Source organism: Thermosipho sp. 1070 (assembly GCF_001682135.1).
GTDB lineage: Bacteria > Thermotogota > Thermotogae > Thermotogales > Fervidobacteriaceae > Thermosipho > Thermosipho affectus.
In genome coordinates, this window is sequence record NZ_CP007121.1 from 495,909 (window position 1) to 509,639 (window position 13,731).

Consider the following 13,731-nt stretch of genomic DNA (forward strand, 5'->3'; position numbering starts at 1 on the left):
AACCCTTGCCTTTTGTTAAATTTTATTTAAGAAAAAAACAATGGCTTCGGAAACCCGAAGCCATTAGATTTTTATTCTCCGTATTCTTCGGCTAAATACTTATTAATTTGATCATCTGCCGTTTTTATTGCCGTTTCCATATCAACTTTTCCATTTACAAAATCAGAAAACATGTTTCCGACTACACTCCTTATTTCATACCATACACCTATTTGTGGATCAAATACTGCATTATCAATTTGAGTTAAAGGAATTTCAGCAAGTGGATCAGATTTTACATTTTCTTTCCATATATTTGTTTCAAGTGCACTCTTTCTTACTGGGATATACCCCGTATTTACTGACCAGAATGCTGTAACATCTGGAGATATAAGATATTTCATAAATTCCCATGCAGCTTTCTTTTGCTCTTCGGTTGCATTTGAAAACATAATAACATCGGTTCCCGCAAATGGTACATTTCTTGTTTTCCAAACAGGAACTGGTGCCCAACTCCAATTAAATTTTCCTTTAACCGAACTTTCAACATATTTTCTACCTGCAATTGTTCCAATATACATAACAACTTTTTGTTGACCAAATGGATCATTCATATATCCACCTTGATAATATGCAATTCCTTCATCAATTAATTTTTTTACAAATTTCAAAACATCCCTTGTTTCTGGACTATCAATATTTGAAACCCATTTTCCATCAACAAACTTCAAGATTGACCCGCCTCTCAAAGACAAAAGAATTTGGAACAAATCGGCAGTAGTTCTAAATCCAAAACCGTATTGATCAGGTTTCCCATCACCATCTACATCTTCTGTTAAAACCTTAGCTGCATAATATAATTCGTTAATAGACTTTGGAATATCTACACCATAAAGGGTTAAAAGATCAGCATTGTAATACAACATATACAAACTCTTGTTAAATGGAATTGCATAAACATCATTACCCCACATACAATTCTTTCTCAAAGGTTCATAAATATCTTCCCATTCCTCTTTAGTTAAACCTATTTCTGTATCCGAAAGAAAACCATTTAATTTTTGGACAACACCACTTTGAATAAGCTTTGCAGTCCAGTTGGAATACGCTTGTGAAATCGTAGGAAGTTCTCCTGCCTGAGCGCCAGCAAGCAATTTTTGGCTTAATGCACCATAATTTCCAACATATACAGCTTCAACCTCTATATCTGTATGAGAATCATTAAAAGATTTCACAATCTGTTCCAATGTTTTTCCGTGATTTCCACCCATAGCATGCCAGAACACAACTTTAGTTTTTGCAAATGACACCAAAACTAAAAGTGATAACAAAACTACCAAAAACTTTTTCATGTTACCCCTCCTTCTTATACGTTATTTGGCTTTATATATTATACCACATTGCGTACTATTTTTATATTAAAATAAAATTTACAAAACTTTATGTAAAAACATTAAAATCATATAAAGATATTAAAATCCATTTATCTTATTTTATCTTAGACAACACCATATTCTGGTATAATTAACAAAAGGAGGAATTTTATGGAAAAAATAATAGCCAGAGAATTAAATTTAGAAGAATGGAAAGTAAAAAATGCAATAAGTCTTCTAAAAGAAAACACAATACACTTTGTAGCTAGATATAGGAAAGATCAAACAGGTGGTTTGAACGAAATAACATTAAGAGAAATTGAAAAAAAGTACAAATATCTTGAAAAGGTAGAAAAACTAAAGAAAAAAATACTCAAAACTTTGGAAAAAGAAAGAAAACTCACAACTTCGTTAAGAAAAAAGATACAAAATTCATACAATTTAACAGAGCTTGAGGATATCTACCTTCCATACAAAAAAAGAAAAAAAACTAAGGCAGATATTGCAATAGAGAACGGTCTACTCCCGCTTGCAGAAAAAGCATGTAAAAACCAAAAAATAGATATAAAAACACACTATACATCTCTTTTTAATACGAAAGAAAAAATAATAGATGGAATAACGGACATATTGGCCCAAAAATTTGCACATAACGATATAATAAGAAAAAAGTTAGAGTTAATTTTACTTGAACATGGACACATAAAATGCCAAAAAAAGATAAAAGAAAAAACAAAATACGATACATACGACAAATTTGAAAGGAAAATCAAACATCTCAAAGAACATAATATACTATCTATTAATCGAGGGGAAAAAGAAGGTGTTTTACAGGTAAAACTGTATATTAACAAAAAACACCAAGAATACTTATACAGTCTAACCAAATGGGAGCAAAATAAAATAATACGAAAGGGTCTTGAAAAGGGATGGAAATTGTTATTTCCTTCAATTGAAAAAAGAGTAAGAAACACATTAACAAAAAAAGCAGAAGACAGGGCTATAAAGGTGTTCGCGGAAAATTTAAAACAACTCTTACTAACAAAACCACTAAGAAACAAAAGGCTCATTGCGATTGATCCAGGTAATAAAACAGGATGTAAAATTGCAATTCTCGACGAATTTGGTAACCTATTAGACTATGCTATTATATTTCCCACATCTCCTCACCTTGATTTTGAAAATTCAGAAAAGAAGGTTTTAGAATTTATAGAAAAATATCACCTTGATTTAGTAGTTATAGGAAATGGAACTGCCTCAAGAGAAGTCCAAAAATTCATAGTATCTCTTATAAAAAAACATAAATTAGATATTAAATACACTTTTTCAAATGAAGCAGGTGCATCGGTATATTCCACTTCAGATATAGCAATTGAAGAATTTCCAGACTTAGATCCAACCATAAGAAGTGCAGTTAGTATTGGAAGAAGAATCCAAGATCCTATGGCAGAACTCGTAAAAATAAATCCAAAGTCACTAGGTATAGGGCAATATCAACACGATGTTAATCAAAAAAAACTAGATGAAGAACTCAAAAATGTAGTTAGTGATGTGGTAAATTTAGTTGGAGTAGATTTAAACAGTGCTTCTTCAAAACTTTTAGAATATGTCTCTGGAATAACCCCTTCTATTGCAAAAAAAATAATAAAATACAGAGAAAAGATCGGAAAATTCACCGAAAGAAAACAACTACTTGAAATAGACGGACTTGGAAAAAAAACATACACGCAATGTGCTGGATTTCTTAGAATAAAAGATGGAAAAAATCCTTTAGAGGCAACCGGCATTCACCCTGAACATTACAATATAGCCGAAGAAATATTAAAAAATCAAAACATTAAAGAAATTTCTGAAAAATACAACATTGGAAATCTAACTTTAGATTACATATTAAATGAGATTAAAAATATGGGAAAAGATTTAAGAAATAGCTCACATGAAGTTATATTCTATGATAATATAATAACATTTGAAATGCTAAAAGTTGGAACAATTCTAAAGGGAAAAGTAACAAATATAACAGACTTTGGTGTTTTTTTAGATATCGGATTAAAAGAAAGTGGCTTTATCTATAAAAAACTTCTCAATAGAGAAATGAAAATAAATGATATAATAAAAGTAGAAGTAATTGAACTCGACAAAGAACTAAGACACATAAAGCTAAAACCTGTATGATATAATTTTTCTATGGAGGTGAAAGAATGGAACTTAAAGTTTTGACTTTTATCCTTGGTGATGAGGAATTTGCAATTGATATCATGAAAGTCGACAGAGTAAAAGAATACGAAAAAACAACTAAACTTCCAAATTCATTAGACTTTGTTGAAGGTATAATAAACCTCATGGGAGAAGTAATACCGATAATAAACCTCAGAAAAAAGTTTATATTACCGGACTTTCAAGACAAAGAAAAATCAAAGATCATAGTAATTAGATTTGAAAATGAAAAGAAAATGGGCTTCTTAGTTGATGATGTTAAAGAAGTAATAACTTTAACAGGCGAACAAATTGATCAAACTCCAGAATATAGTGGTCAATCATCAGAATTTCTATTGGGTGTAGCAAAACTCGAAAACAGGATGATACTAATACTAGATGTAGAAAAAGTATTAAAAAAAGAGGAAAAATTAGAAATTTCCTCCATGGTTAAGTAACATATAAAGACGGGGGATTAACCCTTATCTTTACCTTTGTAGGATATTTTGAAATTACTTCGTTTAAAATACGATTTGTTTTACCTACATCATGCGTTTTTACTATAAAATGATACAAGAAGTTATTTCTTATTTTTGGAATAAAAAATTCAGTAGGTCCAAGTATTTTCAGATTAAAATTTTCAAGTTCAAGTACAAGTTTTTTTGCATTTTTTAGACCAAGCTCCTTATTATTAGAATAAACAATAACCTGAATAATATCTACAAAGGGGGGATATTCTAGATCCTTCCTTTGTTTTAATTCGTATTCATAATAACCTTCTACATCTTGTCTTAATGCATATTCTATGACAAAACTATCTCTTTCATAAGTTTGTATCAAAGCTTTCCCTTTTTCCTTTCTTCCAGCTCTTCCTATTACTTGAACTAATAATCTAAAAAGATTTAAAGAAGAATTGTAATCTGGGATATTCCTCATTGCATCTACATCAATAACCCCAATTAAACTCACGGTAGGAACATCTAATCCCTTTGTAATCATCTTTGTTCCAATTAAAATATCAATTTCTCCTTCGTATAATTTTTTCAACACCTTTTGAAATTTTTGGTAATTTTTTACCACTTCCGTATCAACTCTTACTATATTTCTACCCGGGAAAACTTTTTGTAATTCTCCTTCCAATCTTTCAGTTCCCATTCCTTTTTCGTAAAAAAGGACAGAACCACAAATTTGGCAAGAAATTTCAGGAACACTTTCAAATCCACATATATGACACTTCAATTTTCTTTCAGATTTATGGTAAGTTAATGCCACATCACAATTTGGACACTTTAATACATTTCCACAATTTTGACACATAATTAAAGAATATCCTTTTCTTCTAACAAAAAACATAACACTTTTTCCATTTTCCAGTTCTCTCTTAACATTTTTCAAAATACTCTTTGAAACATATGGTATAACTTTTTCTTCTTCTTTCATATCAACAACTTCAACCTTCGGAAGTACCGTCCCGTACCTCTCCTTTAACGTACAAAGTTTCATATCATTCCTTGTAGCCTTCACGTAGTGTTCCAATCTAGGGGTAGCAGAACCAAAGATTACAAGTCCTGGAAATTTTTCTACAAGGTAAATCAAGTCATAAACAACTTCTCCGTCTTGATAATAGCTATCATCGTGTTCTTCGTCAACAATTATCAAATCTTTATTAAATGGTATAAAGAACGCACTCCTTGTTCCTACAAGTATATCGATCTTCCCAGTTACTGCTCTCATCCATAACTCTATCTTTTGACTCTTTGTAAGATAACTATGAAATATCCCCACCTTTTTCCCAGAAAGTCTTGATTTTATCCTATTTACCGTCTGTTCTATCAATGAAACTTCTGGAACAAGATATAATGTCTTTGAATTGCTTTTTTTAATTACAGAAAGATAAACTTCTGTTTTCCCACTACCTGTTACACCATATAACAATACCTTTAATTTATTTTTCTTTAATATATCTTCAACAATTTTTTTTTGACTTTCGCTTAAATCTATATCTTCAAAATCCTTCGGAAATTCCTCATTTAATCTCAACAATCCCTTTCTTTCAAGCTGTAATAAGACATCCTTATTTATATCCAAAAACTCCCTAAGTTCTGAATAAGTGGTGTAATTGTTCACAAGAAGATAATCTATAACTTTTTTTTGCTTTTTGGTAAGTTTCTTTTCAAAAATTTCCGAAGGTAAAGCATTTAAAAATACATATAACTCTTTCCTTGGCCTTGGAAACTTATACTGAAAATCCTTTTCTATGTAAATTACTCCGTTCATTAAAAATTCCTTTAATTTTTTTTCTCCAAACCTTTCAATAAATTCTCCAACTGCCATTCCATTAAAGTCATAAAGTGGGTTATTAGAAAACACTTTTTCAACAAAATAATTTTCTATCCCCTTTGGAAAGGAAAGATCAAACAATCTACCAATTGGTGTATTAAAAAAATTAGAAGCCTCATTCAAAGCTTCAACAAACCACCCTTCTAAAAAACTCCTACCATCTACCTTTCCTATTACTTCACCTTCAACCTTTCCAGGATTTTCTTTTAAAACATAACCTATCTCTTTTCTTCCCCTAAACTTTAAGAAAATCCTTTCGCCAGTTTCCAATTTAAAATCAGAGTTTACAAAGAAAGTCCTTTTAAAACTTGAGTTTGAAATTGCAACTTCGTATATCATATAATCACCTCATTAGAATTGTACCATATTATAAAACTTGACTTATAGTTAATGATATTGGATAATATAAAGGGTAAAAAATAAAATAGGAGGTGATAAAATGCCACTGTACAGATACGTTTGTAAAAAATGCGGAAACGAAAAAGTTGAATTGCACTCATTTAAAGAACAACTGAATCTCGAATGCGAAATATGCGGTTCACAAATGGAAAAGGCAATAGGAAGAGTTGGTATAGTCTTTAAAGGTAGTGGATTCTATATAACAGATAGCAAAAAAAGTACTTCTTCAAATAATTCTAGTTCAAATGATTCTAAATAAAATTAATGCCCCCTTACGGGGGCCAATTATAATCCTACTTTAATTATAAATTAAAGAGGTTTAACATTTGCTGCTTGAGGACCTTTTTGACCATCTTGAACTTCAAATTCCACTTCTTGTCCTTCTTTTAATGTTTTGAATCCATCTGTTTGAATAGCACTCCAGTGAACAAAAATGTCTTCTCCGTCCTCCTTGGTAATAAATCCATAACCTTTTTTTGCATCAAACCACTTTACTGTACCTTTCATAAAAAAACGCCTCCTCGTAAATCTTTTTACAATCCCCGCCTCTCGGGGTTGATTAAAGTATACACCCATAATTATTTTTTGTCAACTGTTTTTGAGCTATTTCAAAAATAAAAAGAAAACACTCAAACTTAATCGAAAATTTCACAACTATATTCTGCCACAACTTCCTTGAAATTCTACTTTCAAGGGGAGACCTAGGTATTTTTAAAAGAACTGTTTACTCTTTTATTTAGAGAGACATTAGAAATGGGAACGTTATACTTTGAGAAAATTCCATATCTTAGAGCTTTCCATCTTCAATGAACTTCAAGAAAATATATAAAATGTTATTGTAGACAGTATACGATGTTTTATCCGGAATAAACCCAATAAAAAATCCATTTTGGAAACATTAAAACTATTTTTGCCTACAGAAAAAATGTAGTTTTTAACCTTTTTTACGATTAACTTTTAAAACAACAGTAATTTCGCCTCTTACTCCTTCTGAGAATCTTTCTAAAGCTCTTTGCACTGTGCCTTTAAAATATTCTTGATGAACCTTTGTGAGTTCCCTTGCCACAAAGATCTCCACATTTCCTAAAATATCATACACATCGTTTAACGTTTTCATCAATCTTTCTGGACTTTCAAAAAAAATATATACATCTGACATATCATTTTCTTTTATTTTTCTTAAAATCCTTCTTCTTTTTTTATCTCTAGGCATAAATCCCAGAAAAACAAACCTATTCCCATAAAAGCCACTTGCAGCAATAGCAGTTAGCACGGAACTTACTCCAGGTATTACATCCCATTCAATATTATTTTCCACACATAAATTAACCAGTTCAGTTCCTGGATCAGCAATTACCGGCATACCCGCATCCGAAAGATAAGCTATATTTTTACCATCTTTCAACATTGATAAAATTTTATCTATCTTTTTTAACGATGAATGTTCGTTATATGAATCTACAGGTTTCTTTATTGAATAAAAATTTAAGAGCTTCAATGCTCTTCTTGTATCTTCTGCAAAAATATAATCTACCTCTTTTAAAATTCTAAGTGCCCTTAAAGTTATATCTTCTAAATTTCCTATTGGCGTTCCAATTATATACAACAAAACTTTTTTCTCTCCCTCTCTGCAGATTTCAAAATTTTATCTACATCTTGAAACTTTATCAATCCAAATTTTTCATCAAATTTTTCATACAATAACTCTCTCAATCTGTTAATTTCAATGTTTTTAGATTGGTCAATTCCATATTGAACTATTTTTTGATTTGTATTTTTAAAACATCTATCAACGTTATCTATAGTCTTTAAAACAATAGAACCATGCTGCAAAACAAATGATCTAGTTCTCATTTGCGCACTTCCCACTACTTTTTTGTTATCCAAAACAATTTCATACCAAGATGGTGCATCAAAGCACACATTGGTGTTTCCGCGAATCCCTCGAGATACTAACCTTACAGGCACATCTAATTTATTTAAAACATCTACAATTAATTGCGAAATTGCTTTATAAAGACTTATGATGGACAATCTATACAGCTCATGTCCATTTGGAATAACAATACTATATGTCAATTCATATTTGTGCAATACCGCTCTACCACCCGTAGGTCTTCTTACACACTTTATATTATTTTCCCTCAAAAAATCAAAATCTACATCTTCAACACTTTGATTTTTACCTAATGAAAGTGTTGGTTCTTTCCAAGTATATAGTCTAAAAAATGGAGCATTGGATTTCCCCAAAACATAATCAACTGCCATATTCAAATCTCCCGAAAGCTTCCACGTTTCAATGTAATACATTTATATCCTCCTAAATGCATCTAACACACTCTCAGCAATAGCTGTGTATTTATCAACTTTTAATTCTGCAGCCCCTATAATACTTTCCTCATATGAATTGTATTCTTTTGAAAGGTGCGTGATTATAAATTGTTTTCCCGCAATTGTTGCTTCAATAGAATCATCCACTGAAATTGCAAAGTTATGAATATTTTCAAGCGCATTTAAAACGGCATTTCCAATAATTATTGGAATATTCTTGCGCGTTTTCGGGCCAGCAAATTCCCCTATAAAAACCTCCTGGCCATGTGTTATTTCTACCTTTACACTTAATGTTCGTTCTTTTTCCTGGACATTTATATCTGTCAATCTATAAGGAATGATCTTTGAGGATTCCATGCCTAAATTTAACTGAGCAATACTAACCACTTTTCTATCAATCTTCAAACCTAAACTCGCAAATAAAACGGTTTCGATATCCCTTACAAGTTGTTTGGGGCTTTTCTCATCATCTGCGACAACATGTATCTCTACAACTTGATCATTTTCAATGACAACTTTTGCAGCCTCAACCCCAGGAATCTTTGAAAGAACATTTTCAACACTTTCAACTTTTAACATACTATCCCCCCAAATCCTTTACAAAACCTCTAAACTTTTCAAAATCATCCACAAAACTTTCCACATATCTCCATTTTTCTTTCAAATCTTCCAAATCTACTTTAAACATTCCAATAACTTTGTCTTTCATATCAGAAATAGGAAAATATTTACCAGGCTGAAATTTATACTTATTTCTTAAAAATGAAAAAAATTCTGCGTATAAATTTTTATGTTCTCCTTCTCCAATACCTACAAAATAAACCCCATCATCTGTTAAAAAAGTCTTTAAAAAATAGTAATTCTTCCCGTTTAAAGCTAAAAGCTCATCATATGTCTTATCATCCACCTTTTTGGAAAAATTAAGCCAACTTTTTCCAGAAACCTCTTCTGAAAACAATTCCTTTGAAATTAGAGACTTTTCACCACCAAGTGCTAAAAAATGCGTCATTATTGGGAATTTTAAAATTCCAGCAGTCATAAATGGAATTTTTCTTGTTGAAAAACTATTTATATATAAATTTTCAAAATCTTCATTAAAATATTCCATTTTATAAAGTGATGGTGTTCTTAAAAACGGATTACTAAGTGAAACTCCAAAAAAGAACTTACCATCTGGATTATAACCAGCATTTAAAAAAAAGATACCATTAGATCCCACTGTAACAAGTATTAGATGTTTATGAAAAACATCTAGTACATCTTCAAACTTATACAAAAAATCCATCAACACATTCTTATCTTTTTCGAGTAAACTAAATACTTCGTTCATTAAAGGTCTCAACTTTTCAGGACCAAAATATACCATTTTTAGCGTCTCCTAGTTATAAAATATTCAATGCTTCTATTCCATGTTTTTTCTTCCTCATCCGTAAAATAACAAGCGGGTAACTCTCCACGTTCCCTATGATATGCTATACACTCACAACATTTACCTTTTTTAGGACATCCAGGATAACTACAATTACACTTTTCTAAGTTTTTTTCAAAATTTCCACAGTACATCATAAATCCCCCTTTATTTCCACTACCTCATTGTTTTCATCCATTATTAAAACTTTTGGACCTTTATATTCTCCATCAGAATACACACCAAAAGCCATAATAATTACCCTGTCACCTTCTTCTACTAACCTCGCAGCAGCACCGTTTATCACTATTTTTTTACTTCCTCGTTCTTCAGGGATTGTATAAGTAACAAAGCGCTGGCCGTTGTTCACATCCGCTACCAAAACCAATTCATATGGTTTAATATTGGACTTTTCCAAAAGTTCTATATCTATACCTATACTCCCCATATAATTGATACTTTTATCCGTCACACGTGCCATATGTATCTTTGATTTTAACAAAAATTCCTGCATTTTACTCCTCCTCATCTTTTAAAGGTAATTCAAAAATAAATGCATTTCCATTTTCATCAGGTTCAACCCATATTTTTCCATCATGTTCATCTTCTATAATTTTTTTACATATTGGTAAACCCAATCCCGTTCCATGTACTTTTGTTGTAAAAAATGGAATAAATAACTTTTCCAAGATATCCCTGGGAATTGGAGTACCTTGATTCCAAACCTTAATCTTTACAGTGTTTAAACATTTCTTTACTTCAATTGATATTTTACCACCATATGGTGTTTCATCAATAGCATTTTGAATTAAATTTATCAAAACTTGTTTTAATCTCTGTTTATCCGCATACACTTCAACATTTTCATCGGCTTTGAATTCAAAAAGTATATTTTTATCTTTTATTTTATCCTCTAGTAAAATATAAACTTCGGATATTAATTCATTTAAATTAAAGAGGACAAATTCTGTTATCCTCCTATCTCTACTAAATTCCAAAATTTCACTCACAATTCCCTCTAATCTAACAATTTCATCTGATATTATTTTTATGTATTTTCTCCTTTTATTTTCATCATCTATATACTTTTCAAGTCTTTTTATAAACCCACCTAAAACAGATATGGGATTTCTAAGTTCGTGAACCACTCTCGCAGCCATTTCACCAAGTACAGCTAATTTTTCCTGTTTTTTTCTCTCTTTTTCCAAAATTACCCTTTCTGTTACATCCTCAAAAGTAACTATTATACCCTTTATTAAAATCCTTTCTGCATCCCAAAGTGGAGAAATAGAAACATCAAAGTATTTTTCCTGTCCCATTACGGGTATTAGGTAATTTGAAAGTTTTATCTCTTCCTTCATCTTTAAAACTTCAAAGGCCATGCTTTCTATATCCTCAAATTCAGATCCTAAATCTGCTAACCTTTTTTCTATCATCTGTTCCTTATTTCTACCAAAATAATACTCTGCGCGCGAATTCCACTCGCTTATATTCCCATTCTTCGAGATTACAATAACTGCTGCTGATAAATTTTGTAAAATGAGCTCTGAAAACTCTTTTAAAAATTCCACTAAATTCTTTTGCTTTTCCAAATTAATAGTCTTATCCTTTAATTCTTTATAATTCAACGAATTTTCAATGGCAAGTCCCGCACTATCCGATATTAATCTTAAAATTTCCACATCTACATTCGAAATTTTATGCTTTGAATACTTATTATCCAATATTACAACACCTATTGTGTCATTCTTTCCAATCAAAGGTACTATTACAAATTCATCGGTATCCAATAAAGGAACAAGATAGTCTAGTTCTTCCACTAAAACCTTTTTATTCACATGTACTATTTTTCTCCTTAAAACAGCTCTTTCTAAAAATTTACTAGATCTATATGGAAAAATCTTATTTCTTATTTTCTGAGTTAACTCGTTGTTCAGATCAAGTCCCAACGATTCTTCTCTCAAATATTGAACAATATCTGCATACTTCATCGCTCTTTGATTTGCTTTTTTCCAAATAGTGTCAACTTCCTTTTCATTAGCAGGACCTATCCACGCCTTCCCTATCAACGCATTTTTTTCATTATCTTTTAACAAAAGAAGTGCTCTGTTAAATCCCAGTGTTCTTCCCGATGTCAATCCAATTAAGAAAATTTTTAAAACATTATTTGGGTCATTACTACTTCTCATCGCCTGGCTCAAATAATGGACTATACTCATCTTCCTTAGTTGTTCTTTCTGGCCCTCTATCAATTTTTCATGCTCTTTTTTTAATACGTTTAATTTTTCCACTTCAGATTTTAAATTTTCATAGAATACAAGTCTGGAAATAGCCAAGTTAAACCTCTTTACAGCAGAAATTACTAAATCCAAATCAAAATCTTCATAACTTTTATCTGGAATATAACCTTCTCCATGTCTTTTATTAATAAAAACAAGCCATTGTTTTTCATCCACTGGTACACTTATCAAAGATTTTACAACTAAATCAGAATTTATAAAATTAACACTAGGTTTTATCAAAATCTGTGGTTGTTTTTTAAAAACAAAAAAGGAAAAATCAGAAAAACCCGGTATTATCTTCCCAACAAAGTCTTTTGGCTGAGAATATTCCACAAAAAAATCTTCCCCTTTTTTTCCAACCAATACAATAAGATCACTCGGCAAATACTCGGAAAGTTTTTCAACAAAATTTCTCTTTAACTCAAATAAATCTTGACTCTTCTCAAAAATGTCCGTCAGTTGTAGAATATTCTCCAATTTTTCCTTTCTCTTTTCAATCAAAAACAAATCACATACAAGCCCAAAAATATTTGAAAATTCATCAAAAAAATCATTCTTTTCAAATTTTTCATTTGAAATTATCGCACCTATTTTCTTGTCACCAAAATACAAAGGAATAACATCTTTATCATTTGCAGGCACCTTTTTCCCAACATCTTTTCCCGCAATTATCCTATAAATATTCTTTCTTTCTTCATATAAAGAAAGTCCTAATTCTTTTATATTAAGTTTTTCTCTCAATAAATTAGCAAGCCTCTCTAAATTTTCATTTGGATAACCAATTTCAAACAAATCTTTCACTGCATTATAAATTAAAGAAAATTCAATCATAAAATCACCTCAAGTATATTCTACCACAAAAAAAGCACCCATATGGGTGCTTTTTTTATTCCTGAAATTCATATAAAATAAATTTTCCATTTTTCAAACGCAGTAACATATTAATTTCATTAGTTTCCATATTTCTAAAAACAAAAAATTCGTGATTCATTACCTCCATTTGCGCAATTGCTTCTTCTAAACTAGTTATCATCAAATTAACTCTCTTTACATTTGAAATCTTTTCATCCTTTTCTCCCTCTGGCATCTCATCCTTGAAAATTTCACCTAGTCCTTTATTATTTGCCTTATGCGTAGGCCTTACATAATCTTTTTCTCTTTTAATCTTCTTTTCAAAAGAATCTGTTAAAATATCAATCAAATTATAAATATCCACGGATTTTTCCGAAACAATAATGTCTTTTCCCAAATAATGCACCATTATTTTTCCCACATACTCTGAAGAATCTTTCTCAAATTTAATATCTAGATGTACATTATCCTCAATAACCCTATCTACCTTCTCTAACCTCTTTTCTAAGTAATTTTTAATTGCATCGGTAATTTCTACACCTTTTGTTGAAACACGAAAATCCATAAAATC

At 30.6% G+C, this 13,731-nt stretch carries 14 protein-coding genes; 3 read left to right on the forward strand and 11 right to left on the reverse strand.

Annotated features, from left to right (window positions below; translation table 11 throughout):
- Positions 1-71 precede the first annotated feature (71 nt).
- On the reverse strand, positions 72-1,331 hold the full coding sequence (locus Y592_RS02480) for an ABC transporter substrate-binding protein (protein ID WP_075665480.1): 1,260 nt from the start codon (positions 1,329-1,331) through the stop codon (positions 72-74).
- Positions 1,332-1,523: 192 nt separating this feature from the next.
- On the opposite strand from Y592_RS02480, the gene Y592_RS02485 reads away from it, so the two are divergent.
- Positions 1,524-3,527: a helix-hairpin-helix domain-containing protein gene (locus Y592_RS02485; RefSeq protein WP_075665481.1), complete on the forward strand. Its 2,004-nt coding sequence runs from the start codon at positions 1,524-1,526 to the stop codon at positions 3,525-3,527.
- A gap of 26 nt (positions 3,528-3,553) precedes the next feature.
- A complete protein-coding gene (locus tag Y592_RS02490; RefSeq protein WP_075665482.1) occupies positions 3,554-4,006 on the forward strand; it encodes a chemotaxis protein CheW in 453 nt (150 codons plus the stop codon).
- Here the strand turns inward: Y592_RS02490 and priA are convergent.
- Positions 3,999-6,227 (reverse strand): replication restart helicase PriA, encoded by a 2,229-nt coding sequence (gene priA / locus Y592_RS02495; protein WP_075665483.1) that lies wholly within the window; start codon positions 6,225-6,227, stop codon positions 3,999-4,001. The genes Y592_RS02490 and priA overlap by 8 nt on opposite strands.
- Positions 6,228-6,327: 100 nt before the next feature.
- Between priA and Y592_RS02500 the strand changes: the two genes are divergently transcribed.
- Positions 6,328-6,546, forward strand: a complete 219-nt coding sequence (locus Y592_RS02500) for an FmdB family zinc ribbon protein (RefSeq protein ID WP_075665484.1) — start codon at positions 6,328-6,330, stop codon at positions 6,544-6,546.
- A 50-nt stretch (positions 6,547-6,596) separates the two neighbouring features.
- Here Y592_RS02500 and Y592_RS02505 read toward each other — a convergent pair whose 3' ends face one another.
- The 9 genes from Y592_RS02505 to hpf form a co-directional block, all read right to left on the reverse strand.
- Positions 6,597-6,794, reverse strand: coding sequence for a cold shock domain-containing protein (locus Y592_RS02505; protein WP_075665485.1), 198 nt, complete (start codon positions 6,792-6,794; stop codon positions 6,597-6,599).
- 427 nt (positions 6,795-7,221) lie between these two features.
- Positions 7,222-7,896, reverse strand: coding sequence for a 16S rRNA (cytidine(1402)-2'-O)-methyltransferase (gene rsmI, locus Y592_RS02510; RefSeq protein ID WP_075665486.1), 675 nt, complete (start codon positions 7,894-7,896; stop codon positions 7,222-7,224).
- Positions 7,884-8,597 carry a lipoate--protein ligase family protein gene (locus tag Y592_RS02515; RefSeq protein ID WP_075665487.1) on the reverse strand — a complete coding sequence of 238 codons (714 nt, stop codon included), beginning with the start codon at positions 8,595-8,597 and terminating at the stop codon, positions 7,884-7,886. The genes rsmI and Y592_RS02515 overlap by 13 nt, the downstream gene beginning before the upstream one ends.
- Positions 8,598-9,197: a heavy-metal-associated domain-containing protein gene (locus tag Y592_RS02520; protein ID WP_075665488.1), complete on the reverse strand. Its 600-nt coding sequence runs from the start codon at positions 9,195-9,197 to the stop codon at positions 8,598-8,600.
- 1 nt (position 9,198) lies between these two features.
- On the reverse strand, positions 9,199-9,984 hold the full coding sequence (locus Y592_RS02525) for a DUF4895 domain-containing protein (protein ID WP_075665489.1): 786 nt from the start codon (positions 9,982-9,984) through the stop codon (positions 9,199-9,201).
- Between the two features lie 2 nt (positions 9,985-9,986).
- The gene (locus Y592_RS02530) at positions 9,987-10,184 is read right to left on the reverse strand and encodes a DUF6485 family protein (protein ID WP_075665490.1); all 198 of its coding nucleotides are present in this window, start codon (positions 10,182-10,184) and stop codon (positions 9,987-9,989) included.
- Positions 10,181-10,540: an aspartate 1-decarboxylase gene (panD, locus tag Y592_RS02535; RefSeq protein WP_075665491.1), complete on the reverse strand. Its 360-nt coding sequence runs from the start codon at positions 10,538-10,540 to the stop codon at positions 10,181-10,183. The genes Y592_RS02530 and panD overlap by 4 nt, the downstream gene beginning before the upstream one ends.
- Position 10,541: 1 nt before the next feature.
- Complete coding sequence (locus Y592_RS02540) at positions 10,542-13,139, reverse strand: GAF domain-containing sensor histidine kinase (protein WP_077197958.1); 2,598 nt, start codon at positions 13,137-13,139, stop codon at positions 10,542-10,544.
- Between the two features lie 55 nt (positions 13,140-13,194).
- Entirely contained in the window at positions 13,195-13,725 is a 531-nt protein-coding gene (gene hpf, locus Y592_RS02545) for a ribosome hibernation-promoting factor, HPF/YfiA family (RefSeq protein WP_077288929.1), read from the reverse strand.
- Between the last annotated feature and the right edge of the window lie 6 nt (positions 13,726-13,731).

Bases quoted from the DNA above. Each gene is read 5' to 3' on its own strand.
- Y592_RS02505 (WP_075665485.1), bottom strand. From the start codon at position 6,794: ATGAAAGGTACAGTAAAGTGGTTTGATGCAAAAAAAGGTTATGGATTT.
- Y592_RS02530 (WP_075665490.1), bottom strand. From the start codon at position 10,184: ATGATGTACTGTGGAAATTTTGAAAAAAACTTAGAAAAGTGTAATTGT.
- Y592_RS02480 (WP_075665480.1), bottom strand. From the start codon at position 1,331: ATGAAAAAGTTTTTGGTAGTTTTGTTATCACTTTTAGTTTTGGTGTCA.
- hpf (WP_077288929.1), bottom strand. From the start codon at position 13,725: ATGGATTTTCGTGTTTCAACAAAAGGTGTAGAAATTACCGATGCAATT.
- panD (WP_075665491.1), bottom strand. From the start codon at position 10,540: ATGCAGGAATTTTTGTTAAAATCAAAGATACATATGGCACGTGTGACG.
- Y592_RS02520 (WP_075665488.1), bottom strand. From the start codon at position 9,197: ATGTTAAAAGTTGAAAGTGTTGAAAATGTTCTTTCAAAGATTCCTGGG.
- Y592_RS02515 (WP_075665487.1), bottom strand. From the start codon at position 8,597: ATGTATTACATTGAAACGTGGAAGCTTTCGGGAGATTTGAATATGGCA.
- Y592_RS02540 (WP_077197958.1), bottom strand. From the start codon at position 13,139: ATGATTGAATTTTCTTTAATTTATAATGCAGTGAAAGATTTGTTTGAA.
- Y592_RS02500 (WP_075665484.1), top strand. From the start codon at position 6,328: ATGCCACTGTACAGATACGTTTGTAAAAAATGCGGAAACGAAAAAGTT.
- Y592_RS02525 (WP_075665489.1), bottom strand. From the start codon at position 9,984: ATGGTATATTTTGGTCCTGAAAAGTTGAGACCTTTAATGAACGAAGTA.
- Y592_RS02485 (WP_075665481.1), top strand. From the start codon at position 1,524: ATGGAAAAAATAATAGCCAGAGAATTAAATTTAGAAGAATGGAAAGTA.
- priA (WP_075665483.1), bottom strand. From the start codon at position 6,227: ATGATATACGAAGTTGCAATTTCAAACTCAAGTTTTAAAAGGACTTTC.
- Y592_RS02490 (WP_075665482.1), top strand. From the start codon at position 3,554: ATGGAACTTAAAGTTTTGACTTTTATCCTTGGTGATGAGGAATTTGCA.